General features: G+C 72.7%; 24 protein-coding genes. 13 read left to right on the forward strand and 11 right to left on the reverse strand.

Translation table 11 applies throughout. The features are described 5' to 3' along the window. Window positions 1–32: 32 nt before the first annotated feature. Window positions 33–503: a hypothetical protein gene (locus ACFYYJ_RS03935; protein WP_389128223.1), complete on the reverse strand. Its 471-nt coding sequence runs from the start codon at window positions 501–503 to the stop codon at window positions 33–35. Window positions 504–842: 339 nt separating this feature from the next. Between ACFYYJ_RS03935 and ACFYYJ_RS03940 the strand changes: the two genes are divergently transcribed. Continuing rightward, window positions 843–1,016 carry a hypothetical protein gene (locus ACFYYJ_RS03940; RefSeq protein WP_384589656.1) on the forward strand — a complete coding sequence of 58 codons (174 nt, stop codon included), beginning with the start codon at window positions 843–845 and terminating at the stop codon, window positions 1,014–1,016. 240 nt (window positions 1,017–1,256) lie between these two features. After that, window positions 1,257–2,240, forward strand: coding sequence for an NAD-dependent epimerase/dehydratase family protein (locus ACFYYJ_RS03945; RefSeq protein WP_385125217.1), 984 nt, complete (start codon window positions 1,257–1,259; stop codon window positions 2,238–2,240). Here ACFYYJ_RS03945 and ACFYYJ_RS03950 read toward each other — a convergent pair. The 3 genes from ACFYYJ_RS03950 to ACFYYJ_RS03960 are packed head-to-tail and all read right to left on the reverse strand — an operon-like array spanning window position 2,226 to window position 5,118. Then, window positions 2,226–3,677, reverse strand: coding sequence for a lipase maturation factor family protein (locus tag ACFYYJ_RS03950; RefSeq protein WP_389128225.1), 1,452 nt, complete (start codon window positions 3,675–3,677; stop codon window positions 2,226–2,228). The two genes, ACFYYJ_RS03945 and ACFYYJ_RS03950, sit on opposite strands and share 15 nt — an antisense overlap. 20 nt (window positions 3,678–3,697) lie before the next feature. After that, the gene (locus ACFYYJ_RS03955) at window positions 3,698–4,231 is read right to left on the reverse strand and encodes a DUF1990 family protein (RefSeq protein WP_389128227.1); all 534 of its coding nucleotides are present in this window, start codon (window positions 4,229–4,231) and stop codon (window positions 3,698–3,700) included. Further along, window positions 4,228–5,118, reverse strand: coding sequence for a YndJ family protein (locus tag ACFYYJ_RS03960; protein ID WP_389128229.1), 891 nt, complete (start codon window positions 5,116–5,118; stop codon window positions 4,228–4,230). Before ACFYYJ_RS03960 ends, ACFYYJ_RS03955 begins: the two co-directional genes overlap by 4 nt. A 116-nt stretch (window positions 5,119–5,234) precedes the next feature. Between ACFYYJ_RS03960 and ACFYYJ_RS03965 the strand changes: the two genes are divergently transcribed. The 5 genes from ACFYYJ_RS03965 to ACFYYJ_RS03985 all read left to right on the forward strand — a co-directional run bounded on the left by ACFYYJ_RS03965 (window position 5,235) and on the right by ACFYYJ_RS03985 (window position 10,400). Then, window positions 5,235–6,551, forward strand: a complete 1,317-nt coding sequence (locus ACFYYJ_RS03965) for a DUF6777 domain-containing protein (RefSeq protein ID WP_389128232.1) — start codon at window positions 5,235–5,237, stop codon at window positions 6,549–6,551. A gap of 7 nt (window positions 6,552–6,558) precedes the next feature. Beyond that, window positions 6,559–8,622 (forward strand): SpoIIE family protein phosphatase, encoded by a 2,064-nt coding sequence (locus ACFYYJ_RS03970; RefSeq protein WP_389128234.1) that lies wholly within the window; start codon window positions 6,559–6,561, stop codon window positions 8,620–8,622. Window positions 8,623–8,969: 347 nt separating this feature from the next. Continuing rightward, window positions 8,970–9,830, forward strand: coding sequence for an Fpg/Nei family DNA glycosylase (locus ACFYYJ_RS03975; RefSeq protein WP_389128236.1), 861 nt, complete (start codon window positions 8,970–8,972; stop codon window positions 9,828–9,830). 26 nt (window positions 9,831–9,856) lie between these two features. Continuing rightward, window positions 9,857–10,249 carry a hypothetical protein gene (locus ACFYYJ_RS03980; protein ID WP_389128238.1) on the forward strand — a complete coding sequence of 131 codons (393 nt, stop codon included), beginning with the start codon at window positions 9,857–9,859 and terminating at the stop codon, window positions 10,247–10,249. Between the two features lie 22 nt (window positions 10,250–10,271). Next, a complete protein-coding gene (locus ACFYYJ_RS03985; RefSeq protein ID WP_389128240.1) occupies window positions 10,272–10,400 on the forward strand; it encodes a hypothetical protein in 129 nt (42 codons plus the stop codon). On the opposite strand, the gene ACFYYJ_RS03990 is transcribed toward ACFYYJ_RS03985, so the two are convergent. Both ACFYYJ_RS03990 and ACFYYJ_RS03995 read right to left on the reverse strand, forming a co-directional pair. Next, window positions 10,376–10,840, reverse strand: coding sequence for a hypothetical protein (locus ACFYYJ_RS03990; RefSeq protein WP_389129034.1), 465 nt, complete (start codon window positions 10,838–10,840; stop codon window positions 10,376–10,378). The two genes, ACFYYJ_RS03985 and ACFYYJ_RS03990, sit on opposite strands and share 25 nt — an antisense overlap. A 217-nt stretch (window positions 10,841–11,057) precedes the next feature. Then, window positions 11,058–11,597 carry a sigma-70 family RNA polymerase sigma factor gene (locus ACFYYJ_RS03995; RefSeq protein ID WP_389128242.1) on the reverse strand — a complete coding sequence of 180 codons (540 nt, stop codon included), beginning with the start codon at window positions 11,595–11,597 and terminating at the stop codon, window positions 11,058–11,060. A 332-nt stretch (window positions 11,598–11,929) separates the two neighbouring features. On the opposite strand from ACFYYJ_RS03995, the gene ACFYYJ_RS04000 reads away from it, so the two are divergent. Continuing rightward, on the forward strand, window positions 11,930–13,114 hold the full coding sequence (locus tag ACFYYJ_RS04000; RefSeq protein ID WP_389128244.1) for a CapA family protein: 1,185 nt from the start codon (window positions 11,930–11,932) through the stop codon (window positions 13,112–13,114). A 191-nt stretch (window positions 13,115–13,305) separates the two neighbouring features. Here ACFYYJ_RS04000 and ACFYYJ_RS04005 read toward each other — a convergent pair whose 3' ends face one another. Beyond that, window positions 13,306–13,767 (reverse strand): universal stress protein, encoded by a 462-nt coding sequence (locus tag ACFYYJ_RS04005; RefSeq protein WP_384589622.1) that lies wholly within the window; start codon window positions 13,765–13,767, stop codon window positions 13,306–13,308. Window positions 13,768–13,827: 60 nt separating this feature from the next. Between ACFYYJ_RS04005 and lysX the strand changes: the two genes are divergently transcribed. Then, window positions 13,828–17,133, forward strand: coding sequence for a bifunctional lysylphosphatidylglycerol synthetase/lysine--tRNA ligase LysX (gene lysX, locus ACFYYJ_RS04010; protein ID WP_389128246.1), 3,306 nt, complete (start codon window positions 13,828–13,830; stop codon window positions 17,131–17,133). 70 nt (window positions 17,134–17,203) lie between these two features. Next, entirely contained in the window at window positions 17,204–18,124 is a 921-nt protein-coding gene (locus ACFYYJ_RS04015) for a polysaccharide deacetylase family protein (RefSeq protein WP_389128248.1), read from the forward strand. Window positions 18,125–18,241: 117 nt separating this feature from the next. Here ACFYYJ_RS04015 and ACFYYJ_RS04020 read toward each other — a convergent pair whose 3' ends face one another. Beyond that, on the reverse strand, window positions 18,242–18,904 hold the full coding sequence (locus ACFYYJ_RS04020) for a class F sortase (RefSeq protein WP_385125197.1): 663 nt from the start codon (window positions 18,902–18,904) through the stop codon (window positions 18,242–18,244). A 363-nt stretch (window positions 18,905–19,267) separates the two neighbouring features. On the opposite strand from ACFYYJ_RS04020, the gene ACFYYJ_RS04025 reads away from it, so the two are divergent. Further along, window positions 19,268–19,771, forward strand: coding sequence for a hypothetical protein (locus ACFYYJ_RS04025; protein WP_384759339.1), 504 nt, complete (start codon window positions 19,268–19,270; stop codon window positions 19,769–19,771). Window positions 19,772–19,872: 101 nt separating this feature from the next. Here the strand turns inward: ACFYYJ_RS04025 and ACFYYJ_RS04030 are convergent, their stop codons facing one another. The 3 genes from ACFYYJ_RS04030 to ACFYYJ_RS04040 form a co-directional block, all read right to left on the reverse strand. Then, complete coding sequence (locus ACFYYJ_RS04030) at window positions 19,873–20,436, reverse strand: hypothetical protein (RefSeq protein ID WP_385365730.1); 564 nt, start codon at window positions 20,434–20,436, stop codon at window positions 19,873–19,875. Window positions 20,437–20,638: 202 nt separating this feature from the next. Beyond that, the gene (locus tag ACFYYJ_RS04035) at window positions 20,639–21,409 is read right to left on the reverse strand and encodes a hypothetical protein (RefSeq protein WP_385365729.1); all 771 of its coding nucleotides are present in this window, start codon (window positions 21,407–21,409) and stop codon (window positions 20,639–20,641) included. A 30-nt stretch (window positions 21,410–21,439) separates the two neighbouring features. Further along, window positions 21,440–22,126 (reverse strand): hypothetical protein, encoded by a 687-nt coding sequence (locus ACFYYJ_RS04040; RefSeq protein ID WP_389128251.1) that lies wholly within the window; start codon window positions 22,124–22,126, stop codon window positions 21,440–21,442. A 315-nt stretch (window positions 22,127–22,441) separates the two neighbouring features. On the opposite strand from ACFYYJ_RS04040, the gene ACFYYJ_RS04045 reads away from it, so the two are divergent. Together ACFYYJ_RS04045 and ACFYYJ_RS04050 are read left to right on the forward strand one after the other, a co-directional pair. After that, window positions 22,442–23,272 (forward strand): SAM-dependent methyltransferase, encoded by an 831-nt coding sequence (locus tag ACFYYJ_RS04045; RefSeq protein WP_389128253.1) that lies wholly within the window; start codon window positions 22,442–22,444, stop codon window positions 23,270–23,272. A gap of 116 nt (window positions 23,273–23,388) precedes the next feature. Further along, a complete protein-coding gene (locus ACFYYJ_RS04050; protein WP_389128255.1) occupies window positions 23,389–25,626 on the forward strand; it encodes a putative bifunctional diguanylate cyclase/phosphodiesterase in 2,238 nt (745 codons plus the stop codon). Window positions 25,627–25,644: the final 18 nt, after the last annotated feature.

The following is a 25,644-nucleotide window of genomic DNA, read 5'->3' on the forward strand; positions in this document are numbered from 1 at the left end:
GCCGTCCCGGCCCCCGGCCCCCAGGCCCGGTCCTACGGGATCCCCGCGATCGACCCCCTCGGCGAACCGAGGGGGTCGTCGCCGTTCGGGGGTCGTGCCGGGCGGGCGTGGCGTACGGGCCGGTAGGCCCCGGCCGCGACCAGTTCCAGTACCGGCTGCCAGTCCTCCAGTACGCCCGCGTCGAGGCCGGCCGCCGCGGCGGCGTCCCGGGCCTGGCTCAGGGTCGCGGCCGCCTCCCGGATCTCCTGCGTCGCGCCCGTCGGCCCGCTCCCCGTGTTCCCGGCGAGAACGAGGAGCAGGGCCACCCGTTCGCCGAGGAGGGACCGGACCGCCGTCGCCGCCGCGTAGTCGGCGCGAAACGCGCGGTCACCCGGACAGAGCAGCGTTCCGATCTCGTGCACCAAGCCCGCGACCTGGAGTTCCTTGTCGAAGGGATGCGAGCGGCGCAGCAGGGCGGCGGTCCCGAGACCCAGGCCGCCGCGGCACGCGTACAGAAGGTCCATGAGCTCCACCACGCTTGTGACGCAAGGGACTTCGGACCCCGACACCCCGGACCTGGCCACTGCCGTTCCTCTCCGTAGCACCGCGTACACCCGCCATCGAGCAGACCACCCGCCGGGGACCCGCCGTCCTACGACTTGCTGAACTCGCGGCGAAACTGGGTGAACGGAGCGGATTTTGCCTTTCCATCGAGCGGGGGTCCGCTCATATGTGTACTCTGGGGCATCAAGACGGCCCCCATCCGGGCCGCGCTCCATAAAGGCGCCACCGCGTCCGGAACCCTTTCCCTCCCTGCCCGGCGCGGTCAGCCCGCCGGGTTACGCGACACAAAGGAGTGCGCGGTGACTGAAAAGACGAAGCCCGAACCGGAGTTGCTGGAGCGACCGGCCTCGCGCCGCAAGACGCGGTCCGACGAGCTCGGAAGCCTCGAAGTGTGGGCACGATCCGCCCCGATCCGACTGGCGGGGTACGAGGACGACCTGGCGGAATCGCACATCCTGCCCGGCATCGACTGACGCGAAGCAGCACCAAGCGCCCCCGAGCCTCCCGCGCCGGGGGCGCTGCCCCTGCCCGGACCCCGACCGTCCCGACTCCCGACCGTCCTGTGTTCCGGCCGGCCCGGAATCAGGCCTGGTCGGAGTGGCGGTCGACCGTCCGACCGGGCCGTGGAGTTCCCCGAACCCGTACGCCGTGAGCGTCATCGCCGAGAGCGATCAAGGGTTCCGCCGCCCCCTCCGCCCGGGCAGGCTGCCTGCATGAGACTCCTGATGCTGGGTGGCACCGAATTCGTCGGACGCGCGATCACCGAGGACGCCCTCGCCCGGGGCTGGGAGGTGACCGTCTTCCACCGCGGACACCACGCGCCCCCGCCGGGCACCACCGCCGTGCACGGGGACCGTACGGCCCCCGGAGGCCTGGACGCCCTCGCCGAGGGTGAGTGGGACCTCGTCGTCGACACCTGGAGCGGCGCGCCCACCGCCGTACGGGACAGCGCCAGGCTGCTGCGCGGTCGGGCCGGCGGGTACGTGTACATATCCAGCCGCTCCGTGTACGCGTACCCCGCTCCGCCCGGGCTCGCCGAGGACGGGCCGGTGGTCGAGGGTTCGCCCGACGCCGAGGAGAGCGCCTACGCGGAGGACAAGCGGGGCGGTGAGCTCGCCGCCCTGGACGCCTTCGGCGAGCGCGCCCTGCTGGTGCGCGCCGGGCTGATACTCGGCCCCTACGAGAACGTCGGCCGACTGCCCTGGTGGCTGAACCGGATCGCCCGCGGCGGCCCCTTCCTCGCACCCGGACACCCCGGACAGCTGCTCCAGTACATCGACGTGCGCGACCTCGCGCGCTGGTCCCTCGACGCGGGCGCGGCCGGGCTCGGTGGCGCCTACAACGTGGTCTCCCCGGCCGACCACGCCACCATGGGCGGCTTCCTCGACGCCTGCGTCACCGCGACCGGCGCGGAGGCCGAACCGCGCTGGACCGACGCGGCGGTCATCGAGAAGGCCGGCATCGAGCCCTGGACCGAGCTGCCCGTCTGGCTCCCCGAGGGTGAGCTGCACGACTACATGTGCCGCGGCGACGTCACCAAGGCCCTGGAGGCGGGTCTCGTCTGCCGCCCCGTGGAGGAGACCGTGGCCGACACCTGGGCCTGGGTCCGGTCACTCGGCGGAGTCGTCCCACAACGGTCCGACCGCCCGCAGAAGGGCATATCGGCCGAGCGGGAGGCGGCGCTACTGGGGCTCTGACCGGGCGGCTTCCGCGAGCCGGGTCGGCGGCAGGTACTCGCGCACCAGCGTGCGGTGCCACCAGTCGCCCGTCTCGCGCAGCTCCCGCCAGGTCGTGTAGCGGTAGCGGTAGAGCCGTGCCCGGACGTACCGGGGAGGGGCGTCGGGGAAAGGGTTGTGGCGCAGCAGTCGCAGCGTGTCGCGGTCGCCCGCCAGCAGCCGCTCCACGAACGGCCCGAACCAGTCCTCCGCGTAACCGGGGGAGATCGCCGCGAACCACATCAGCCAGTCCAGGCGCAGGTGGTAGGGGGCGAACTGGCGCGGCAGCCGGTGCGGTTCCCCCGGCTTGCCCTTGAAGCCGTACTCCCGCCAGGAGTCCTCGTCCGGCGGCGCCCGGTGGGAGCCGCCCTCGGTCGTGCCCTCGACCGCCACCTCCATCCGGACCCGGCCGACCGAGCCGAAGGCCCCGTAGGTGTTGACCAGGTGCAAGGAGTCGAAGGAGCGGTTCATCACCTGCCGGCGCGAGATCATGTTGAGCACCGGGTGACGGCTGAGGAACAGCACCAGGGCGGTCACCGCGCACACGACCGCCACGTACCAGACCGGCGCCTCCCGCGAGGCGGCGGCCGGGGGAGCACCCGCGATCCCGGTGAAGTCCACGGCGGCGACCGCCACCGTGATCGTGATCCAGTTCAGCCAGGCGAAGTTCCCCGACAGCACCAGCCACAGTTGCGTCGCGATGATGATCGCGGCCGCGTACGAGGCCACCGGCTGCGGGGTGAAGAGCAGGACCGGGACGACCAATTGGGTCACGTGGTTCGCGGCGCACTCCACGCGGTGGAGGGGCTTCGGCAGATGGTGGAAGAACCAGCTCAGCGGCCCCGGCATCGGCTGAGTCTCGTGGTGGAAGTACAGGCAGGTGAGCTTGCGCCAGCAGGAGTCCCCGCGCATCTTGATCAGCCCCGCCCCGAACTCGACGCGGAACAGCACCCACCGCAGCAGCCACAGCACCAGCACCGGCGGCCCGGCGCGCGCGTTGCCGAGGAAGACGGCGAGGAACCCCACCTCCAGCAGCAGCGACTCCCAACCGAAGGAGTACCAGGTCTGCCCCACGTTCACGATGGAGAGGTAGAGCAGCCACAGCACGGCCCACATCCCCATGGCCACAGGCAGCGGCACCTCGTCCCCCGCACCGAAGGCGAGGGCCGCGGCGAGAGCCGCCCCGGCCCAGGCGCAGCAGGCGAAGAGCCGGTCTGAGTAGCGCAGTTGGAACAGGCTGGGCGCGCGCCGGAAGGGCACGTACCGCACGTAGCGCGGTACGGGCAGCATGCCGTGCGCCCCGATCAGGGCCCGGAACTGAAGGGCGGCTCCGACGAAGGCGAAGACGTAGACGCCGGCCAGGGCCCGCTGGAAGACCATCCGGGCCAGCCAGTAGCCGGGCGCCGTGAACCAGTCCATCGCCTCCAGTATCGGACGGGTCAGGCTGCCGCGGCCAGCCTGCGCACGTGCCTGCCCAGCCATCGGGCGTAGCGGAGCTGGAGGAAGGGGACCACCGGACCCGCGAGCCGGGTGTACCAGCTGTTCGGGCGGCTGAAGGCGGTCACCGTGAACCACACCGTGCCGTCGGGGTCGATCTCCACGACGAAGGACTCCTCGCCGCATTCCGGGTGGCCGGTCAGGGTCCCGTACGCGAATCCCACGCGGGCCGGTTCGCAGGCCGTCCAGATCACCTCGCACGGGGCCTCGATCCGCAGCGGCCCGAAGCCGATCCCCACGACCACCCGGCCGCCGGGACGGACGGCGCCTCCCTCGGCCCGGACCCGCATGCCGGAGGCGCGGTGGGCCTGGAACGTGGTCACCGCGGTCCCGGCGGCCTCGAAGGCGGCCCGGCCGTGCCCGATCAGGGTCCGGTGGCGCAGGTGGTTGTATCCGGCGGGCAACGGCAGACGGGCCGTGGCACCCCGGTCGGGGTAGCAGACCGTTTCCCGTCCGGCGCCGATGAGGCGGGTCATGTCGATGTCTCCTCAAGGTGTGCGGTCGGGCGGGCGTCCGCACGGACGCCCGGGTGGATGTCGGAGCTCAGCCGGCGCCAGGCCAGCAGCGAGCACACGGCGAATCCCAGGGCGTTCCCGAGGCCGTGGGTGGCGGCCATCCAGGTCAGGGTGGGGTGCACGATGCCGGTGGCCTCGCCCGCCGCCCACCACAGGGCGAGCAGCATGGTGGCCGGCAGGACCGTCGACGAGGTGGCGAGCAGCACCCGTGTGGTGCGGTCCCGCGACCCGGGGCGGATCTCCCGCCAGGTCAGCAGGGCCACGGCCCACATGCCGGCGGTCAGGACCGAGGCGCCCACCAGCTCGGCCCAGTCGTCGACGAAGTAGCCGAGCAGCACCAGCGCGGTGCCCGCGGGGACGCTGTAGGCCGCCCCGAGTGACAGCCGGTTCGGGGGACCGGCGGGGGCGGCCCGGCAGACCAGCCCGGCGACCAGGGCGGCCGTGAACCCGGCGAAGTGGAAGTGCGGCACGGTCAGCGCCAGGACGTCGAGGTCGAAGCCGAAGAGCCGGTACCCGGCGCGCTCGGCGACCAGCGCGATCCCCGCGACCGAGGGCGAGACCAGGGCCGTGGCCACGGCGATCCCGGCCGGACGGGCGAGGGGCCGACGGCCGCGCGGCAGCCCGGCCGGGGCCCGCGCGGCGAGGGCCAGGCAGGCGGCGGCGTACAGTGCCGCGAGCACGGTGGCGGGTGTTCCGCGCGGCAGCCAGAGGGACACGGCCCCGGCAGCGGCCGGCAGGGGCCAGAGCCGGGCGGCCCGGCGCAGTCCCGCCGGGTCGATCAGGCGCAGGCCGGCGGGGACCACGTAGAGCATGCCCAGGGTGACGATCGTGTTCACCAGTGCCGTCACCCTGGACTCCCCCCATATGCGCGGCCAACGCGTTGAACGCGTTCAACTCACGATGATGACCTTACGAGGTTGCTTGAACATGTTCAAGTGACGCTCCGGTTGCGACACTCCCGGGCATGCGTCAGACAAGAGTGAGCAACCGGGGCGAAAGGGAGATCCACGTGTACGGACCGACACCTCCGACACCTCGTCAGGCACCACGTCGTCAGGTACCGGCGGGCGCTGCCCTGTTCGCCGCGCTGGGCCTGCTCGCGGCAGGCTGCGGCGGACACGACAAAGCCACGGCGAACGCCGGACCCGAGAGCCAGGAGGTCTACCTCCAGCCCGTGGCCTCGGCCGGCCCCGACCCCTTCACCACCTCCTCGGCCACCGCCGAGTCCGCTCCCGTACAGCCCCCGCTGCCCAATCCGACCGGGCGCGGCATCCGCACCGTCAGCGCCGACACCCCCGGCCTGTACGGAGGGACCCAGCGGCTGGGGAGCTGCGACGTGGAACAGCAGGTCCGCCACCTCACGGAGGACAACGCCAAGGCCCGTGCCTTCGCCGAGGCCGCCGACATCGAACAGGCGAAGATCCCCGAGTTCCTGCGGGGGCTGACCCCCGTCGTGCTCCGCGCCGACACCCGGGTCACCAACCACGGATTCCGCGACGGCCGGGCCGACGGCTACCAGTCCGTCCTCCAGGCGGGCACGGCCGTCCTCGTCGACGAGCACGGAATGCCCCGGGTCCGCTGCGGGTGCGGCAACCCGCTGGCCTCCCCGCGTGCGGCGAAGGGCTCTCCGGTGCACAAGGGCGACGCGTGGAACGGCTACCAGCCGAACCAGGTCGTCGTCATCGAGCCCACCATCCACGTGATCAACAGCCTGGTGATCGTCAACATCGCCGACAACACCTGGCTCGAACGCAAGCACGGCGACGACGGCGCCCAGGACCGCCCGCCACAGGTGGCGCCCCAGTTCGACCCCGCCGACGGCATCCCGTCCGGCCCCTCCACCAACCCCGGGGGCAGACCGCCGGGCACCGCCCCGGGCGACCCGTGCGCGGGTCCCGGCGACAACGGCCCGGCCAAGACCTCCCCGCCGGCGACCCCGGCGCCCACGCCGACGGACTGCCCGCCCGGCGCCCCGCTCTCGCAGGACCCGGCCGCCCCGTCGAATCCGGCCTCGCCGCAGCAACAGCCGCAACCGCTGCCGCCTTCCGACACACCGACGGACACCCCGTCCGACCTGCCGCCGCAGTTCCCTTCCGAGTCCGGAGTCCCCCTGGAGCCCGACGGCTCGACGCCGCTGCCGACCGACCCGAACGACCCCTTCGCCAATCCGCCCGCGGATCCCTACACGGACCCGTACTCCAACCCCAACGGCGACCCGAACGCGGACCCGAACCTCACGCCGCCGGCCTCGGACCCGGGGTACTCGCTGGAGAGCGCCTGACCGGCGGGTGTGTCATGGTGGATCGGTGCCGACCACCGTATCGCTGCCGGACGACTGGCCCGCACACCCGGACCGGTCGCTGTCACTCAACCGCATGGGCAGTTTCGACTGGGACCTGATCACCGGTCTCATGCACATGGACGAAGCCGCCCTCGACGTCTTCGACACGACGCCGGACGAGTACGAAGGCCGACCCGAGTCCCTCTCCCCGCGGGTCCCGCCCGACGAGGGGGCCCGGCTCGACGCCCTGGTCTCCTCCGCCCTCAAGAGCGGCGTGGACACCTACGGCGCCTACTTCCGCATCCGCTGCCACGACGGACGGCTGCGCTGGACGCACACCCAGGGCCGCGTCATGCGCGGCCCGGACGGGCGCCCGTACCGGATCATCGGCATCGTGCGGGACGCCACCGAGGAGCTCAGCCACTCGGCGGAGCGGCTCGGCCTCGACGAGGAACGGCGCCGGCAGACCTCGGTGGTGGAGTCCACCACCGCCGCACTCGCCCACGCGCGCACCGTCCAGGACGTCATCGACGCCCTCGGCGACGCCCACGGCCTGGAACGGCTCGGCTCCATGGGCATGGTGATGGGCCTCGTCGAGGCCGGCCGGATCCACCTCGTCGCCGAAGGACCCGAAGGCAGCTTCGTCCCCGGCACCCGGTACACCCGCATCGACGAGCCGTACCCGATGAGCGAGGTCGTCCGCTCGCTCCAGCCGCGGTTCCTCGACTCGGCGCAGGAGTTCGCCGAGGACTACCCCGCGCTCTGGGCCAAGATCTCGTACATGGACATCTCGGCGGCCGCCTACCTGCCGCTGATCGCCCAGGCCAGGCCCATCGGCGCGATCGGCCTGCTCTACCAGGACAAGGACGGCTTCACCCAGGACGAGCGCAACCTGCTCGTGGCGCTGGGCAGCAGCATCGCGCAGAGCCTCCAGCGGGCCATGCTGCTGGAGCAGGAGCACGACCTCGCCGAGGGACTCCAGCAGGCGATGCTCCCGCGCCGGATCCCGTCGGTGCAGGGCGGCGAGATCGCGGTCCGCTACCGCTCCGCCCGGATGGGCCAGGACATCGGCGGCGACTGGTACGACGTCATCCCGCTGCCGGGCGGCCGGGTCGGCGCGGTCATCGGCGACGTCCAGGGCCACGACACGCACGCGGCGGCGGTGATGGGCCAGCTCCGGATCGTGCTGCGCGCGTACGCGGCGGAGGGGCACTCGCCGGGGACGGTGATGGCGCGGGCCTCCGTCTTCCTGCACGAACTGGACACCGACCGCTTCGCGACCTGCACGTACGTGGAGGCCGACCTTGCGACGGGCGTGCTGCAACTCGTACGGGCCGGCCACATCGACCCGCTGCTGCGCACCCCGGACGGGGACTGCCGGCGCCTCCCGGTGAGCGGTGGCATGCCCCTCGGGCTCTCCGTGGAGTTCGGCCGCCTCGAATACCCGGTGACCACGGTGGAACTGGACCCGGGAGAAACGCTCCTGCTGTGCACGGACGGCCTCGTGGAACAACCCGGCGCCGACCTCGACGACGGGATCCAGCTGCTGACGTCGTTGGTCCGCCGCGGCCCCGGGGACCTCCAGCGGCTGGCGGACCTGCTGTGCGGGGTGATAGACGAACGCGGCGGCGACGACGACATGGCACTGCTCCTGCTGCGCCGGCACGCGCCGACCACCCCCGGGGGCGGGGGCCGCCTTCGGCAGCACGTGGCCCCGGGCGACCCCGAGGCGCTGGTCGCGGCGCGGCACATGATCGGCGCGGCGGTGCGCGCGTGGGGCGCGCGGGAACGGGCCGACGAGATCGAGCTCGTCGCGGACGAGCTCATCGTGAACGCGCTGATGCACACGGACGGCCCGGCGATCGTGACCCTCCGGGTCCTGGAGGGCCCGCAGCGCCGACTCCGAGTGGAAGTGGAAGACCGCTCCAGCGCCCTGCCGAGGCGCCGGGAGGCGGGCGAGGCGGGGGTCTCGGGCAGGGGCCTGATGCTGGTGGACCGGCTGGCGGACGTGTGGGGGGTGGAGCCGAGGGGGAGCGGCAAGTGCGTGTGGTGCGAGTTCGTGATGGGCTGACGTGACCCCTGCGGGGGCTCGGCGGTCGGGGTGGTGTCCCCTGGCGGGTGCATGCGCCAGTCCGGCCGGGCCCGGGGTGCGGGGCTCCGCCCCGGACCCCGCGCCTCAAACGCCGGCGAGGCTGGATTTGCCCGCCGATCCAGCCCCTCCGGCACTTGAGGAGCGGGGTCCGGGGCGGAGCCCCGAGGTCTTCCAGCCCGTCCGGCGTTTGAGGACCGGGGGTCCGGGGGCGGAGCCCACGGTTTCGGGAAGGGGCGGGGTGGGGGAGCGGCCCCGCGCAGCGGCACCCCGCAACCGGCAGGCACGGCCGGCTCGCGCTCCGGCCACGGCGGCGGCAGGCTGGAGCCATGCCCGAGCTGCCCGAGGTCGAGGCCCTGCGGGAGTACCTCGACGCGCACCTGCCCGGCCGGACGGTCGAACGCGTCCATCCGCTCGCCGTCAGCGTGCTCAAGACGTACGACCCGCCCCTGACCGCGCTCGAAGGGCGGACCGCCGCCGGCACCGCCCGCTTCGGCAAGTTCCTGGCCGTGCGGATCGGGGAGCTCCACCTGGTCACCCACCTGGCCCGCGCCGGCTGGCTCCGCTGGCACGAGACCCTGCCCGCGGCACCGCCCCGCCCCGGCAAGGGACCGCTCGCGCTGCGCGTCGTACTGGAGGGCGGCGGCGGGTTCGACCTCACCGAGGCGGGGACCCAGAAGCGTCTCGCCGTGTACGTGGTCCGCGATCCCCACGAGGTGCCCGGAATCGCCCGCCTCGGCCCCGATCCGCTGGCCGAGGAGTTCGACCGGGACGCCTTCGCCGCCCTCCTGGAGGGGGAACGACGCCAGATCAAGGGCGTGTTGAGGGACCAGAGCGTCATCGCGGGCATCGGGAACGCCTACAGCGACGAAATCCTGCACCGGGCGAAGGTCTCGCCGTTCAAACTGGCCGCGTCCTTCGGGGACGAGCAGGTCACCGAGCTCCACGCGGCCGTGCGGGACACCCTGCGCGAGGCGGTCGCGCGGGCGCGCGGGCTGGCGGCGGGCGAGCTGAAGGCGGAGAAGAAGAGCGGCCTGCGCGTGCACGGCCGGGCCGGGGAGGCGTGTCCGGTGTGCGGGGACACGGTCCGCTCGGTGTCCTTCGCCGATTCCTCGCTGGAGTACTGCCCGACCTGCCAGACCGGAGGCAGGCCGCTCGCCGACCGGCGGCTCTCCCGCCTCCTCAAATAGCCCCGCGCTGCGTAGACTCCGGCACCATGCCCGAGGAGCAGCAGTCGCCGCCCCGGCGCGAGATCGTCATCGGGCTGGCCCGGGGTGATCGCCGCCGTCCGCCCGCGCACGCGCCGGCCCGCTCGGAGATCTCCGAGCAGACCACCCTAGGCGCCACCTACGTACGGGCTCTGATGCGCAGCCAGCTCCGGGCCGGACTGGGCGCGCTGGCCGCGCTCGGGCTGTTGGTGGGCTCGCTTCCGCTGGTGTTCGTACTGCCGAGCGGGAGTTCGCGGACGCTGGTCTGGCCGGCGCTCGGCGTGCTCGTGTATCCGGTGATGTGGCTGCTCGCGCGCTGGTACGTCACCCGGGCGGAGCGCAACGAGGCCGACTTCACGGGCCTGGTGATGGATCCCGCGGAGCGTTCCCCGGACCGGTAGCGCCGTCGGCATCGTCGTGCCGGTGCGGCGCACCGGCGGAAGGGACCTGAACCGGGCCATCCGCGCCGACATCGGCCTCGCCACCGCGCGGCGCGCCCCGCTTCCCGAGCTCGTGGGCTCCGTGCCTCAGAACAAGTGCATCGCCAAGTGACCCAACGGCAGGCCGAGTTGCCAAGCCGGGGTCCACACGCGGGCGTTCTCGTCCAGGGCCGCCGGGGTGTCGGAGTGGCCGTGCCGGCCGGGGTCGAGGTTGGTGGCGAGGAGCTCGGTGCTGTCGAGCCAGCGCCAGGCCACCCGGGCCAGTTCCAGATCGGGGTCCTCGCCGCGGCCGCGCTCCCTGGCCTCCTCGCCCAGCGCGAGGAACCGGGTGTGGACCCAGTCGCGCCACGGATGACCGTACGCCGTCAGCGACAGCCACTCGTCGAGCTGGGAGACGACCCGGATCCCGGACAGCTCGCCGGCCGCGTCCGAGAGGTAGATCGTCAGGGCGAGCGTGTCGCGGCCGGCCCGGAATTCCAACGTGCTGACCGGGATCAGCCGGCCCGTACGAAGCAGTTCGTCCGCGATGTACTCGGCATAGAGCCACGCCATGGGCACCGCGAGCCCGCCGTCACTGGTGCCGTTCGTACCCTCGGGCTGCACCGTTCCACCTTCTCCCACGCGTCCAGCCTCCCGCCGTCGGTCACGAGCCTTCACCCGGCGGCTCGTGGAGCGGGGGATGTTTACTCAACTTGCACGCTCTGATGCCGAAATCGATGTATTTTCTGTCCGGTTCGCGTACGTTCGAGGCGCTCCCTGACCGGGGTCGTCAGGCGCCGAGCCCGTACCCGTATCCCTGGAGCCCCTTCCTGAGGGCGCGCAGGGCGTAGTGCGTACGGGACTTCACCGTGCCGGCCGGGATGCCGAGCTCTGCGGCGGCCTCGGCGACGGACCGGTCCTGGAAGTACACCTGCATCAGCACCTCCCGGTGCTCCGCGCCCAGTGAGCCGACCGCGCGGCGGACGTCGATCGCCGTGACCGAGCCGCTCACCGCGTCCTCGGGGGCGGGCGCCTGCTCCAGCCCTTCCGGGTCCACCTCCTGCGGCCGGGACAGCCGGGCCCGCCGCGCGTCGATCGCGAGCCGCCGGGCGACCGTGAAGAGCCAGGGCCGCATCGATTCGTGCTCGGTGGACAGGACCTCCGGATGCTGCCAGACCCGTACGAAGGTCTCCTGTACGAGGTCCTCCGCGCGTTGGGCGTCACCGGCCGTGAGGCCGAGCAGGAATCCGAACAGCGCCCGTCCGTGATCGCGTTGGAGTTCGGCCAGGGCCTCGGGGGCCGTGTGCCGGCGGGTGGGGGAGAGCGGCACGAGGGGCTCCTTCCGGGGGGTGCGGGGGCCGACGGGTTGGCGACGCGTTCACCCTGACCTGCGGCGGGCCGCCTCGGAACCGTTCCGTCCAGTCCGTGCGCCCAAGCACCCCGGTCGGCCGGTGGGCGGCCGTGCCGGTCGGCGAACGGTCGAACGGCGCGGCGAACGGCAGGCGGGCGAGGGGCCGCGGGGCCGCCCGGGAGGGATCCGTATCGGCCGTCGGGGTGAGTGCGCGGCAGGCGGACGGATCCGTTCCTTGACTTGGGACGTCCTGTTATGTGGATTGCAGGTGATCGGATATCAGATAGTCGTACTAACGAGAGCTGGGGCAGATGACCAAGCCCACCGCGCGAACGGCCGCCCTCCTGTCCGCACTCCTGCTGTCGGCCGCCGCGGCCGGCTGCTCGGCCGCCGGGAAGTCCGGTCCGGCCCGCCTGGCGGACACCGGCCGACCCACGCCCTCCCACGCCGCCGGATCCGCCTCGGCCCAGGGCTTCACCCTCGTCGCGAGCGGCGACGTGCTGCCGCACACCTCGGTCATCCAGCGCGCCGCGAACGACGCCAACGGCGACGGATACGACTTCAAGCCGATGTTCTCCGACGTCAAGTCCGTGGTCTCGGGCGCCGACCTCGCCCTCTGCCACATGGAGACCATCTACGGCGAGGAGGGCGGCCCCTTCTCCGGCTACCCGGCCTTCAAATCCCCGCCCGAGGTCGCCGACGCGCTCAAGGCGACCGGCTACGACGGCTGCTCCACGGCCTCGAACCACACCCTCGACGACGGCGGCGACGGACTGCGCCGCACTCTGGACCGCTTCGACAAGGTCGGACTGAAGCACGCCGGTTCGGCCCGCACGGCTGCCGAGGCGACCACCGTGACCACGTACAAGGCGGGCTCCGCGAAGGTCGCGCACCTCGCCTACACCTACGACACCAACGGCTACCCGATGCCGGACGGTCAGCCGTGGGCGGTCAACCTGATGAAGCAGGACAAGATCATCGCGGACGCCAGGGCCGCCCGGAAGGCCGGCGCGGACGTGGTGCTGGTGAGCGTGCACTGGGGCACGGAATGGCAGACCGAGCCGGACGAGACCCAGCTCTCCCTCGGCAAGGCGCTGACCGCCTCGCAGACCGGCGGCCGCCCCGACATCGACCTGATCCTCGGCACCCACGCGCACATCCCGCAGGCCTACGAGAAGGTCAACGGCACGTGGATCGTCTACGGCATGGGCGACCAGGTCGCCGGCGAGATGTTCAACTACACCGGCGCGCGGGACATGCGCGGCAACTACGGGTCGATCGGCCGCTTCACCTTCGCACCGCCGGCCGCCGCCGGGCAGCGCTGGCAGGTCACCAAGGCCGAGTTCGTCCCGCAGATGATGGACCTGTCCACCGGCCGCGTCGTCAACCTCGCGCTCCACTCCGAAGGGGAGGAGTACGAGAGCGCCAAGGAGACCGTCACCGAGGCGGTCCTCGGCCGGGGCGCAGCGAAGGACGGCCTCACCATGGCGAAGTGAGGCCGCGCCGCGCCCGGCCGGGGCCGCCTGGAAACGGCGCCGCGCCCGACGGGGCCACAGGGGTACGGTGCCGCGCCCGACGGGGCCACAGGGGTACGGTGCCGCGCCCGACGGGGCCACATGGGTACGGCGCCGCGGTCCGACCGGGTCCGTCGGTCACGGCGCCGCGGCCGCCCCCTCCGGCCGCGGTACTACGGAACCACCGTCACCGGCCAGCGCCCCGCCTTGACCAGGCGGACCGCCACCGAGCCGACGATCCGATGGCCCGCCTGCTCGGAGGCGCCGACCACCACGGCGTCCGCCGTCAGCTCCTCCGCCGCGCTCACCAGACCCGCGTAGGGGTCGCCGCGGAAGGTGTGGAACTCCCAGCGCACCTCGTAGATGCCCTTGAGCCGCTCCGCGGATTCCCGGATCTCGGCGACCAGACCCTCCGCGATCTCCTCGGTCGTCTCCGCCACCGGCGCGCCCAGTGAGACCCCGGCCGCCATCACGGGCTGTACGTACACCAGCGCCAGCAGCGCGTTCTGCCGTCTGGCCAGCCCAGCTGCGTAGGCCGCGGCCCGCAGCGAGGACTCCGAGCCGTCGACCCCGGCCAGGATCACCTTCGGGCCGTCGGTACCGCGTTCGAATCCCGTGTTCACGTGCTCCGTCACCCTCCCCACGCTATCCCGCTCGGCGCGCGGACGGCCGTCGGCCTCCCTACAGTGCGAACCATGAGTGCCACCGTGGAGGAGACGCGCGGGACCCGGAACCGCTTCCTGAACCGGGTGCCCGACGCATTCGGGGCGTTCTTCGGAGCGCTCGGCCTGCTGTGCGCGCTGCTCGCCCTCTCCCCGACGCTGCGGCGGCTCCTGCGGCACGTCGTGCGCTTCCTCGACCTCATCGTCGTGCCGGTCAGCGCGAACCTCGCCTACGCGGTCTTCCTCTTCCTCCTCGCCGCGGCCCTGGGCATGCGCAAGAAGGTCGCCTGGTGGATCGTCATCACCTATTTGGCCCTGCTGGTCCTCGTCGACGTGCTGATCATCGCCGCGGGAGACTACTGGATCGGCGTCCCGTCGATGGGCGTCGGCGTGGCCGCCATGGCCGTGCTGATCGCAGCCCGCCGGGAGTTCTACGCGGCCTCCCGGCCCGGGGCCCTGTGGCGGGCCCTGCTCGTGCTCGGGCTCGGGCTGCTCGCCGCCGTACTGGTCGGCTGGGGGCTCGTCGCGCTCTTCCCCGGCACCCTGCCCGAGGGGGAGCGGCTGGACTGGGCCGCCCGTCAGGTCTTCGGCGGGCTCTTCTCCGACCGGCAGTTCGACGGCCGACCGCCCAGGCCCCTGTACTTCCTGCTCGGCCTCTTCGGCGCCCTGGCCCTGCTGAACGCCGCCGCCACCCTCTTCCGCTCCCAGCGGCTGACCGCCGCCCTGCATGGCGACGAGGAGCCGCGCATCCGCGCGCTGCTGGGCGCCTACGGGCGGGGCGACTCCCTCGGCTACTTCGCCACCCGGCGCGACAAGGCCGTCGTCTTCGCCCCCAACGGCAAGGCCGGCGTGACCTACCGCGTCGAGGCCGGGGTCGCCCTGGCCAGCGGCGACCCCGTCGGCGACCCCGCCGCCTGGAGCCCCGCCATCGACGCCTGGCTGGCCGTGGCCCGCCGCTACGGCTGGCAGCCCGCCGTCATGGGCGCCTCCGAGGACGGCGCCAACGCCTACGCCCGATCCGGCCTCGGCGCCCTCCAACTCGGCGACGAGGCCATCCTGCACGTCGCCCACTTCGACCTCGACGGCCGCGACATGCGCGTCACCCGCCAGGCCGTCAACCGCGTCAGACGCGCCGGGGCCTCCACCGTCATCCGCCGCCACTCCACCCTCTCCGAGGAGGAGATGCACACCATCGTCGACCGGGCCGACCGGTGGCGGGACACCGAGACCGAGCGCGGCTTCTCGATGGCCCTGGACCGGCTCGGCGACCCGGCCGACGGGGACTGCCTGCTCGTGGAGGCCTTCGACGCCCAGGGCGAGCTGATCGCCCTGCTCTCCTTCGTCCCCTGGGGCAAGGACGGCATCTCGCTCGACCTGATGCGCCGCGACCGTGCCGCCCCCAACGGGGTCATGGAGTTCATGGTCGCCGAGCTGTGCGCCGCCGCCCCGGGCCTCGGCGTGCGCAGGATCTCCCTCAACTTCGCCGTCTTCCGCTCCGCCTTCGAGGAGGGCGGCCGGATCGGCGCCGGCCCGGTGCTGAAGATGTGGCGCAGGCTGCTGCTCTTCTTCTCCCGCTGGTGGCAGCTGGAGGCCCTGTACCGCTCGAACGTCAAGTATGGCCCCGAGTGGTACCCGCGCTTCCTCTGCTACCAGGACGCCGGCTCGCTCGCCCGCGTCAGCCTCGCCTCCGGCATCGCCGAGGGCTTCGTCTCCGTACCCAGCATGCGCACCCTGTGGGGCAACGCCCACCACCGGGGCCTGACCGCACCCGCCACCACCGAGGGGCTGCCCCCCATCGACTCCCTGGGTCTGGAGGCGGTGGGGGAGGAGGCCGACCGCGCCGCGGCGGGCGAGCGGCTGCCCGAGCAGGTCCGCGTACGGCACGCCAAGCTGGACCGCATCCGGGAGTCCGGCACCGATCCGTACCCCGTCGGCATCCGGCCCCGTACGCACACCGTGGCCCAGCTGAAGGCCGCGCACCCCGGCTACCCGGCCGGCACCCGCACCGGCGAACAGGCCACGCTCGCCGGGCGCGTGATGGTCGTACGGGACCTGGGCGGCGTGGTCTTCGCCGTCCTGCGCGACTGGTCCGGGGACGTGCAGCTGATGTTCACCCGCGACGAGACCGGGGCCGGCGCACTGGACTCCTTCACCTCCCAGGTCGACTTCGGCGACCACGTCGTCGTCAGCGGCGAGGCGGCCGCCAGCAAGAGCGGCGAGCTCTCCCTCCTCGTCGACTCCTGGCAGCTCACGGGCAAGTGCCTGCGCCCCCTGCCCGACAAGCGCAAGGGCCTCGCCGACCCGGAGGCCCGAGTCCGGCGCCGGTACCTCGACCTCGTCGCGAGCCCCGCGGCGCGCGACGTCGTACGGGCCCGCTCCACCGCCGTCCAGGCGCTGCGGCAGGGGCTGCTCGACCGCGGCTACCTGGAGGTCGAGACCCCGATGCTCCAGCAGATCCACGGCGGCGCCAACGCCAGGCCCTTCCGCACCCACATCAACGCCTACGACCTCGACCTCTACCTGCGCATCGCCCCCGAGCTGTACCTGAAACGGCTCTGCGTGGGCGGCATGGAGAAGGTCTTCGAGATGGGCCGCACCTTCCGCAACGAGGGCGTCTCCTACAAGCACAACCCCGAGTTCACGATGCTGGAGGCGTACCAGGCCTTCGCCGACTACGACGTCATGCTCGACCTCACCCGCGAGCTGATCCAGGGCGCCGCCACCGCCGCCTTCGGCTCGCCCATCGCCCACAAGGCCGGCCCCGACGGGAAGCTCGTCGTCCACGACATCTCCGGACCCTGGCCGGTCAAGACCATGTACGGGGCCATCAGCGAGGCCCTCGGCGAGGAGGTCGACGCCGACACCGAGGAGCACGTCCTGCGCGTGCTGTGCGACCGGGCGGGCGTACCCCACGCCCCGGAGGACACCCGCGGGGACGTGGTGCTGGAGATGTACGAGCGGCTCGTGGAGGAGCGGACGAAGCTGCCGACCTTCTACAAGGACTTCCCGACCGACGTCTCGCCGCTCACCCGACAGCACCGCAAGGACCCGAGGCTCGCCGAACGCTGGGACCTCGTCGCCTTCGGCACCGAACTGGGCACCGCCTACTCGGAGCTGACCGACCCCGTCGAGCAGCGGCGCCGGCTCACCGCCCAGTCCCTGCTCGCGGCCGGCGGCGATCCGGAGGCCATGGAACTCGACAACGACTTCCTGGACGCACTGGAGTACGCGATGCCGCCGACCGGTGGTCTGGGCATCGGAGTGGACCGCCTCGTCATGTTCCTGACCGGCCTGACGATCCGCGAGACCCTCCCGTTCCCCCTGGTGCGGCACGGCTGATCGGGTGGCGGGAAGGGGGCGCGTCCGCGCCTCTCGACATCTGCGGCGGTGTCGTTGATACGTAGTAGTAATGAAAAATGACGAGCCGACAGTAGGGCGTCGCGCGCTCCTGCGCACCGCCGTCTTCCTCGGAGTCGCCGCCGCCTCCGGACTGCTCACCGCGAACGGCGAAACCGGCACCCCGGGGGCCGGGACCGGGACCGGGACCGGCTCGGGTTCCGGACCGGGCGCCTCCACCCCGCTCGCCGGTCCCGGCCCGCACCCCGCCGCGGCGGGGCCGCCCGGCATGCGGGCCCAGGAACTGGCCGAGAAGTCCTACCGGCTGCGCCCCATGACCGCCGAGGCCCCCGTCCGACCGCCGGCCGCCAAACCCGCCGTGCGCACCCGGCCCATCCTCGAACTCCCGGGGGGAGCCGCCACGTCGAACGGCATGGTGCTCACCTTCGACGACGGCCCCGACCCCCGCTACACCCCGGCCATCCTCGACACCCTGGCCCGGTACGGCGTCCGCGCCATGTTCTTCGTCTGCGGGGAGATGGCCACGGACAACCGGGACCTGCTGCGCCGGATGGCCGACGAGGGCCACGTCATCGGCAACCACACCTGGACCCACCCGCTCATCCCCACGCTCGGCCGGTCCGCCCTGGCCTCGGAGATCGGCCGCACGAGCGAGGTCGTGCAGAAGGCCGTCGGCGAGGCCCCGCTCTGGTTCCGGGCGCCCTACGGGGCCTGGAACCGCGCGGCCTTCGAGATCGGGTCCGAACTGGGCATGGAGCCGCTGGCCTGGACGGTGGACACCCTCGACTGGAAGGAACCCGGGACGACGACCATCGTCTCCCGGGTCCTGGGCGGCGCCGCGCCCGGCGTGATCGTGCTGTCCCACGACGCGGGCGGCAACAGGTCGCAGAGCGTCCAGGCCATCAACTCGTACCTGCCCCAGCTGCTGGCCAAGGGCTACCGGATGACCCTGCCGGTGCTGCCGCCCCGCTGAGCCGGGCCGGATCGGGCCGGGACCGGTGCCATCCGGCCCTGTGGGTTCCGGCTCTGTGGGTTCCGGCTCTGTGCGTTCCGGGCCGGCGCGTTCCGGCCCGGCGCGGTCCTGGTCGGCTCAGCGGGCCTCCACCATCCGCGCGAAGACCACCACGTTGCCGTCGTAGCCCTGCGACTTGGAGTAGGAGCCGCCGCACGTGATCACCCGGAGTTCCGGGTGTCCGGTGTCCCCGTAGACCCGGGCTCCGGGGAACTGGTCCTTCGAGAACACCTCCACGCCGTACACCTCGAACACCGCGGTGCGCCCGTCGTAGCGCTCCACCTCGATGTGGTTGCCCGGCTTGACCGAGCCCAGCCCGTAGAAGACGGCCGGGCCCTGCGCGTTGTCCACGTGGCCCACGATCACCGCCGATCCGCGCTGCCCCGGCGAGATGCCGTTGAGGTACCAGCCGGCCAGGTTGCGGTCCTGTGGCGGCGGGGCGTCGATCCAGCCCTCCGCGTCCAGCCCGACCGTCATCACAGGCGCGTCCACGTTGATCGTGGGAATGCGGATGCGCTGCACCGACGAGTGCTCCAGCACTTCCATGTCCGCCGGCGGTGTCGGCGGGTGCGCCGGCAGCTGATCGGCCGTCACCGCGACGGCCGAGGCCGCGGTGGGCTGCGGCGGCCCGCCGCCCATGTCCACACCGTTGCGCACCATGGCGAGGCCGGTGAGCATGACGAGGGCGAGTACGCCCCACGGTGAGCGTTTGCGTGACTGCCCTGTCTCGTCCTCGCCCATCGTTCTCCCTTCCCGACGCGGGGGTCCCGACCCGCGTTCCTGTCCCACCCCTGTACGCCCTACTTCACGCACGTTAAGGCCGGGTCGGTGGGACGGCGATCGGTGGAGGGCGAACGGGTGGCACGGCCCGGAAGGGGCCGGAAGGGGTGCGCCCATCCAGGTAATCGTCACATAAATGCCTGACGGGTCGTGACCTGCGGATCCGTCAGCTGCGACGTCCGCGCTTCGGCGTGTCGCTCAACCGGGCGGCCCAAAGGCGGAAATGCGGAGATTGCGGGCCGACCCGAGGGTTCGATCAGGGAGGCGTTCTCGTCGATCATCCGGGGCCGACGCTCCGGGGCGCTTCCCGCTGGAGGATCCACCATGCGTGCTTTCCGCGCTCTCACCGTGACGGCGGCGGCCTGCGCCGCGATCGGTCTCAGTACCCCGTTCGCCTTTGCCAACTCTCCGGCGGGTGGGGGCGGGGGCCCCAGCAACATCTCGGTCAACCCGTACTCCGTGCACCAGGGCGCCACGATGCAGGTGAGTGCCTCGGGCTGCCACCGCGGAGGCGTCGTCACCTCGCCCGGGAACTTTCCCGAGGCCCGTCTGTCCGACGGCTCGATCGGGTTCGCCACCGTTCGGATCTTCAACCACGCCTCACCGGGCCCCCACACCCTGTCGGTCCGGTGCAACGACAACAGCCTGGTCGCCACGCACCGCTTCAACATCCTGGAGGGGCGGCCCTCGCAGGGCGGCCTCGGCGGCTCCATCGGGCCTTCCACCGCCGAGACCGCCATCGGTGCGGGCCTCGTGGGCGCCGCGGCGCTCGGCGCGGGCGCCCACGTGGTGCGCCGTCGCCGTCCCTCGCTCCGCGGCCGGGCCTGACCGGCCACCTCCCCGGTCGTCCCCACCGCCGGTCGCCCCGGGTCCGGGCCAGGACCCGGGGCGACCGGCGGTGGGGAGGGGTCTTCACCCGACCGCGGTCTTCAATGACCCCGGCCGGACCGGCGGCGGCGCAGGGCGAACGCCGTCCCGCCGACGGCGGCCAGCAGCAGACCCGCGCCGGCGCCGAGCTCCAGGGGATCCATGCCGGCCACGCTGCCGCCGAGGCCGCCGCGGACGGCGCCGACGACGCTGCGGGCCGGACTGGTCGCGGTCCGCGTGGAACTCGTGGTCGGTCTCGTCGAACCGCCGGAGATCGTCAGATCGGCCGAGCCCGTCTCCCCGTTGCAGGTGAAGGAGACCGAGTACAGGGCCCCCGGCCGGGCGTCCCGGTCCACCGTGACCCGTGCGGTCTGGCCGCGCGCGATGCTGACGGTGTCGAAGACCCCCGAGGAGGCGGTGGCATAGGCGGCGTTGCAGCCGGTGACGGAGAGCACCGTCTGGCCGCCGGGGGCGACCGTCGACGGGGTGATGGTGAAACCGAACGAAGTGACCTGCCGACCCTCGGCCGCCGTGGCGGCGGGCGCGCCGAGCGCGCCGAGCGCGAGTACGGCGCACGTGGCGCCGGCGCTCAGCAGGGCAGTCGCGGAGGTACGTATCGCACCCATGGTTGATTCTCCGGATCCCCGAGGAGCAGCCGCGGAACGGTTTCCGCACGTGGGGGGTCGTGCGCCTCGATGTCCGCCACGCTAGGTCCGGGCGCGGTGCCCCGCGATCAGGAACGGGCGAATGGGGCATGCCCCTACGCCGAACCGGGGACGGAGGGACCGTCCCCGGTTTGAGGGTGGGCGTGCGGGATCCGGTCGGGCCTCAGCCGCCGAGCTCCAGATGGGAGAACTGCGTCAGGAACGGTTCGGCGGTGGCCGCGACACCCCGCCCGAAGGGCGCGTCGAAGTCCCAGATGAGGAAGAGCAGGAAGGCGATGAGCGCGCTGAACAGGCCCGCCAGCAGCAGTTCGCGGAACGACCGCCGGATCTGCAGGGTGAAGATCAGCCCCACCGTCACCAGCGCCCCCGCGATCAGCCCGAACCACACCACCCCCGGCATGGTGGCCCCGGCGCTGTCCCCGCGCGAGCTGCGGGCGTCGTCGGCCAGCGCGACCTGGTCGACCAGCGGCTGGTACGCCTGCCCCTCGTGGTCGGTCTTCGGCTCGTAGTCGGTGACGTCCCGGCGGATACGTTCCAGCAACTCCCCGCCGCGGTCGGTGATCTCGCCGCGCTCGGCCATGGCCTTCCACTCCGTGTCGACCACGTAGGTCACGTACGCGTCGACGTCGGCGCGGATCTGCTTGCGCACCTCGGGCGGGTAGACCTCGGAGCGGACGCTGACCTCGTGGAGGGCCTGCGCCTCCTGGCGGACGTACTCCTGGGCGGCCCCGCGGCCCTCCCAGACGCCGGCGATCGCCAGGCCGAGGACGATCGCGTAGATCACCCCGATCATCATCGTCATGTACTCGATGACGTCCGGGGTCTCGTTCGGATCGTCGTCGTCGCCGATCCTGCGGTGGTTGAAGAAGGTGATGGACAGCACCACGGCGCAGGCCGCTGCCATCGCGATGGACAGGACGAGCCATTCCGACAAGATGACTCCCGATGGGTCATGGGCCGCGGGCTATCGGGGGCGCAGCGCGACGATCGCGAGCACCGCGGGAGCCGCGGTCATCAAAGTGAAGGTCACCGGCGAGATGTGGTGCTCCGCCGGTTTGCGTGCCGCGGCGTGGTACGCCGGTCGTGCCACCGGTTTGGCCGCCACGGGAACGGGCGCGGGCGCCTTGACCACCGGCGGCGGGGGCGGCTCCGGCGGGACCGGTTTCGGCACCGGCTTCGCCACGGGCTTCGGGGCCGGAGGCGGTGGCGGCGCGGGTTCGGGCGGCGGGGCCGGTTCGGGAGGCGGCGGCGCGGGCTTGGGCGGAGGGGGCTTCGGCGTCGGCTTCGGGGGCGGGGTGGGAGGCGGCGGGGTGGGCTTCGGCGTCGGTGTCGGCTTCGGTGGGCACGGAGGGGGAGGCGGGCAGTGGTGGCCACCCTGGTGGCCCTTGCCGCGGCCCTTGTCGTGGCCGTTGCCGCGCCCCTTGTCGTCCCGGTCGCCCCGCTGGTCACCGTGATGTCCGCCACCCGAGCCGTCCCCGCGGCCGCTGCCGCCGGCCACCGCGACCGCCGTGGTGACGCCCGCGGCGGAACCGTTCCCGATCGTCGCGTAGGCGCAGCTATCGGCCACGGCCGGCGTGATGGACGCGCAGGACAACGCCGCCCACAGCAGCGCCGGGACCGCGAGCGTGCGCCTGGCTAAGGCTTTGTTCACCCGGGGATCATGGGGCCGGGGGCGCCCCCGTACGCCCGGCCCCGCCTCCGGTTCGCCTGAACGGGTGGAGCGTCGACCCAGGAGGTTTGAGCCAATCATCGACCGTGTCGGACCGCGGACCGGTCAATTCCCATAGGGGATTTGTCGGTATCGATCACCCGGGGCGTTCCGTCCGGCACGTGACTTTGGTGTGTGACGAAGAACGGATCGCCAATTTCCGCTTTTGCTCGCCCTGTTGGCTAATGATCAGTACATTCGGCTCGGACAGAGTCCGGTCCCCGGAGGGGCCGCCGCGGAACAAGGCTTGGAGATCCGATGGAGCGCCCCGCCTGGGCCCCGCCCGGCATCGACATATCGGTGCCCAGCGTGTCCCGCATCTACGATTACTACCTGGGCGGCTCCCACAATTTCGAGGTCGACCGCGAGGCCGCCCGCCGCGCCATGGAATTCATCCCGGGCCTGCCCAAGATCATGCAGGCGAACCGGGCATTCATGCGCCGCACCGTCCGCCACGCGGTCGCCGAGGGCGTCACCCAGTTCCTCGACATCGGTTCCGGCATCCCCACCTTCGGCAACGTCCACGAGATCGCCCGCGCCGCCAGCCCGGAGGCGCGCGTGGTCTACGTGGACCACGACCCCGTGGCCGTGGCGCACAGCCGGGCCGTCCTCGGGGACGACGAGCAGACGGGCGTCGTGTCCGCCGATCTGCGCAACCCCAAGGACATCCTGGCCGCGCCCGAGGTCGCACGGCTGCTCGACCTCGACCGGCCCGTGGCGCTGCTCCTCGTCGCCGTCCTGCACTTCCTGGAGGACGCGGACGACCCGTACGGCGCCGTGGCCGAACTGCGGGACGCGCTGGCCCCCGGCAGCCTGCTGATCCTCACGCACGCCTCGTTCGAGGGGATCCCGGTCGCGGAGGAGGTGGCCGGCGGCGCCGTCGGCGTGTACCGGGACATCCGCAACCCGCTCGTCATGCGCAGCGGCGAGCGGATCCGCGCCTTCTTCGACGGGTTCGAGATGGTGGAGCCGGGCCTCGTGTCCATGCCCGACTGGCGGCCGGACCGCGTCGAGGGCGACACGGAGGGCGAGGTCCCCGAGGACCCGTACGCCTTCTCGGGCTTCGGCGGTGTGGGGCGCAAGGCGTGAGACTTCCCGTTCAGATGTCGGCCCCGCGGCAGCCGGGCGCGCCGGTCCCCGGGCCCGGTGCGTCCGCGACCGCGTCCGGCATGCCCGCCGGCGAGCCGGCGGAGCCTCCCGCGGCCATGACCCCGGAAGGAGCCGGTCCGAGATCGACCGGATCCAGGTCGGCCGGTTCGGGATCCGCCGGGTCGGGATCCGCCGCTCCCGGGGTGTCCCCGAAAGGCGGTCTGGAGGACCGGATCGCGCGCTTCGCGACCATCTGGGGCCGGGCGATCTTCCCGGTCACCGCGACCTCCCTGACCCGCCCCGAATTCGAACGGCACCTCGTGCCGCTCACCCGCACCCTCACCGAGGCCCTGCACGCCCGCGCCTTCGACGCCTCGACCGCCCAGCGGGTGGGCGCCGAACTCGTCGCCGTGCACTGCACCGACCCGGAGGCACTGGCCGGCACCCTCGGCGTCATCGAGTCCTACCTGGTGCTCTACTGCGGCGGAGCCGACGGGGCCGGCGGTTCCACGGAGGAGTGCCGGGCCCGCTGCGCCCGGCTCCAGCACGGGATCGCGGCCGGCTACGCCCGCGCCCTGCGCGAACGCACCCTCAGGGAGCAGGAGTCCATCGCCCGCTCCGCGCTGACGGCACGCACCGACGCCCAGGAGGCCCTGCACGCCAGCGAGGCGCGCTTCCGGGCGGTCTTCGAGGGCGCGGCCGTCGGCATCGGCATCGCCGACCTCGAAGGGAACATCCTGGAGGTCAACGACGCGCTGCTGGAGATGTTCGGCGGCATGGAAGGGCACGTCCGGGGCCGGAAGGTCACCGAGTGGGGCCACCCCGACGACACCCCGCACGTGTGGCGGATGCACGGGGAGCTGGTGCGCGGCGAGCGGGAGAGCTTCCGCGTCGAGAAGCCGTACTACCGGCACGACGGAACCGTGCTGTGGACCAATCTGACGGTGTCGCTGCTGCGCGACGCCGCGGGGGAGCCGCAGTACCAGCTGGCGCTGATGGAGGACACCACCGAACGCCGGCTGCTGAACCTGCGCCTGCGCTACGAGGCCACCCACGACGCACTGACCGGACTCCCCAACCGGACCCTGTTCTTCGAACGGCTGGAGAAGGCCCTGAACGGCTCCGGCGGCGACCGCTTCGGGCTGTGCTACCTGGACCTGGACGGCTTCAAGGCGGTCAACGACAGCCTCGGCCATTCGGCGGGGGACCGGCTGCTGGTGGAGGTCGCGGACCGGCTGCAGAGCTGCGCCACCGGCCCCGGCGAGGTCGTCGCCCGGCTCGGCGGCGACGAGTTCGTGGCCCTGACCACCGGCTGCGACACCGAGCAGAAGGTCACCGACCTCGCGGTCCGGATCCTGTCCGCCCTGTCCACGCCGATCCGGCTGGAGGGCCGCGAGCTGACCGTCCGCGGCAGCATCGGCATCGTCGAGGGCGGCGTCAAGGAACGCACAGCGGCGGAGGTGCTGCGCAGCGCCGACATCACCATGTACCGGGCGAAGGCCGCCGGCGGCAATCGCTTCGAGTTCGCAGACGCGGAGGCCGACGCCCGCGCCATCACCCGGCACGGACTGACCAACGCCCTGCCCGCGGCACTGGAGCGCGGGGAGTTCTTCATCGAGTACCAGCCGCTGGTGCACATGCACGACGGCACCGTCCACGGGGCCGAGGCGCTGGTGCGCTGGTCGCACCCGCAGTACGGGGTACTGGGGCCGGACCGCTTCATCCCGCTCGCCGAACGCACGGGCCTGATCGTGCCGCTCGGCCGCTGGGTCCTGGAGGAGTCCGTCCGGCAGGCCCGCAACTGGCAGTCCAAGCACGGCGGCGCGTCCCTGCGGATCAACGTCAACCTCTCGCCGACCCAGCTGCACCACCCCGGACTGGTCGCCGACACCGTGGCGGTGCTGGAGAAGTCCGGCCTGGCCCCCGGCGCCCTGTGCCTGGAGGTCACCGAATCGGCCCTCATAGGAGCCGACGACGAACTCCTCGAACCGCTGCGCCGGCTCGCCGCGCTGGGCGTGGACATCGCCCTCGACGACTTCGGCACCGGCTACTCGAACCTGGCCAATCTGCGCCGCCTTCCCGTCAGTGTCCTGAAGCTGGACCGCTCCTTCACGAAGGGGATGCAGCAGAGCCCCGCCAACCCCGTCGACGTCAAGATCGTGGAGGGCATCGTCGCCCTCGCCCACAGCCTCGAACTCGCCGTGACCGTGGAGGGCGTGGAGACCGGAGCCCAGGCCGCCCAACTGCGCGCCCTCGGCTGCGACACCGCCCAGGGCTGGTACTACGCCCGCCCCGGCGCCCCCGACCGCATCCACACCCTCTCCCTCTCGGACGCCGTGCCCTCCTCTCCCTGACGCCGGCCGGTGCGGCAG

The sequence above is a fragment of the Streptomyces sp. NPDC002467 genome (assembly GCF_042889825.1).
Lineage (GTDB): Bacteria > Actinomycetota > Actinomycetes > Streptomycetales > Streptomycetaceae > Streptomyces.

Excerpts from the sequence above, each read along its gene's own strand:
- ACFYYJ_RS03935 (WP_389128223.1), bottom strand. The coding sequence starts at position 503 with ATGGACCTTCTGTACGCGTGCCGCGGCGGCCTGGGTCTCGGGACCGCC.
- ACFYYJ_RS03945 (WP_385125217.1), top strand. The coding sequence starts at position 1,257 with ATGAGACTCCTGATGCTGGGTGGCACCGAATTCGTCGGACGCGCGATC.
- ACFYYJ_RS03950 (WP_389128225.1), bottom strand. The coding sequence starts at position 3,677 with ATGGACTGGTTCACGGCGCCCGGCTACTGGCTGGCCCGGATGGTCTTC.
- ACFYYJ_RS03955 (WP_389128227.1), bottom strand. The coding sequence starts at position 4,231 with ATGACCCGCCTCATCGGCGCCGGACGGGAAACGGTCTGCTACCCCGAC.
- ACFYYJ_RS03965 (WP_389128232.1), top strand. The coding sequence starts at position 5,235 with ATGCGTCAGACAAGAGTGAGCAACCGGGGCGAAAGGGAGATCCACGTG.
- ACFYYJ_RS03975 (WP_389128236.1), top strand. The coding sequence starts at position 8,970 with ATGCCCGAGCTGCCCGAGGTCGAGGCCCTGCGGGAGTACCTCGACGCG.
- ACFYYJ_RS03980 (WP_389128238.1), top strand. The coding sequence starts at position 9,857 with ATGCCCGAGGAGCAGCAGTCGCCGCCCCGGCGCGAGATCGTCATCGGG.
- ACFYYJ_RS03990 (WP_389129034.1), bottom strand. The coding sequence starts at position 10,840 with ATGGCGTGGCTCTATGCCGAGTACATCGCGGACGAACTGCTTCGTACG.
- ACFYYJ_RS04000 (WP_389128244.1), top strand. The coding sequence starts at position 11,930 with ATGACCAAGCCCACCGCGCGAACGGCCGCCCTCCTGTCCGCACTCCTG.
- lysX (WP_389128246.1), top strand. The coding sequence starts at position 13,828 with ATGAGTGCCACCGTGGAGGAGACGCGCGGGACCCGGAACCGCTTCCTG.
- ACFYYJ_RS04015 (WP_389128248.1), top strand. The coding sequence starts at position 17,204 with ATGAAAAATGACGAGCCGACAGTAGGGCGTCGCGCGCTCCTGCGCACC.
- ACFYYJ_RS04020 (WP_385125197.1), bottom strand. The coding sequence starts at position 18,904 with ATGGGCGAGGACGAGACAGGGCAGTCACGCAAACGCTCACCGTGGGGC.
- ACFYYJ_RS04025 (WP_384759339.1), top strand. The coding sequence starts at position 19,268 with ATGCGTGCTTTCCGCGCTCTCACCGTGACGGCGGCGGCCTGCGCCGCG.
- ACFYYJ_RS04030 (WP_385365730.1), bottom strand. The coding sequence starts at position 20,436 with ATGGGTGCGATACGTACCTCCGCGACTGCCCTGCTGAGCGCCGGCGCC.
- ACFYYJ_RS04045 (WP_389128253.1), top strand. The coding sequence starts at position 22,442 with ATGGAGCGCCCCGCCTGGGCCCCGCCCGGCATCGACATATCGGTGCCC.
- ACFYYJ_RS04050 (WP_389128255.1), top strand. The coding sequence starts at position 23,389 with ATGACCCCGGAAGGAGCCGGTCCGAGATCGACCGGATCCAGGTCGGCC.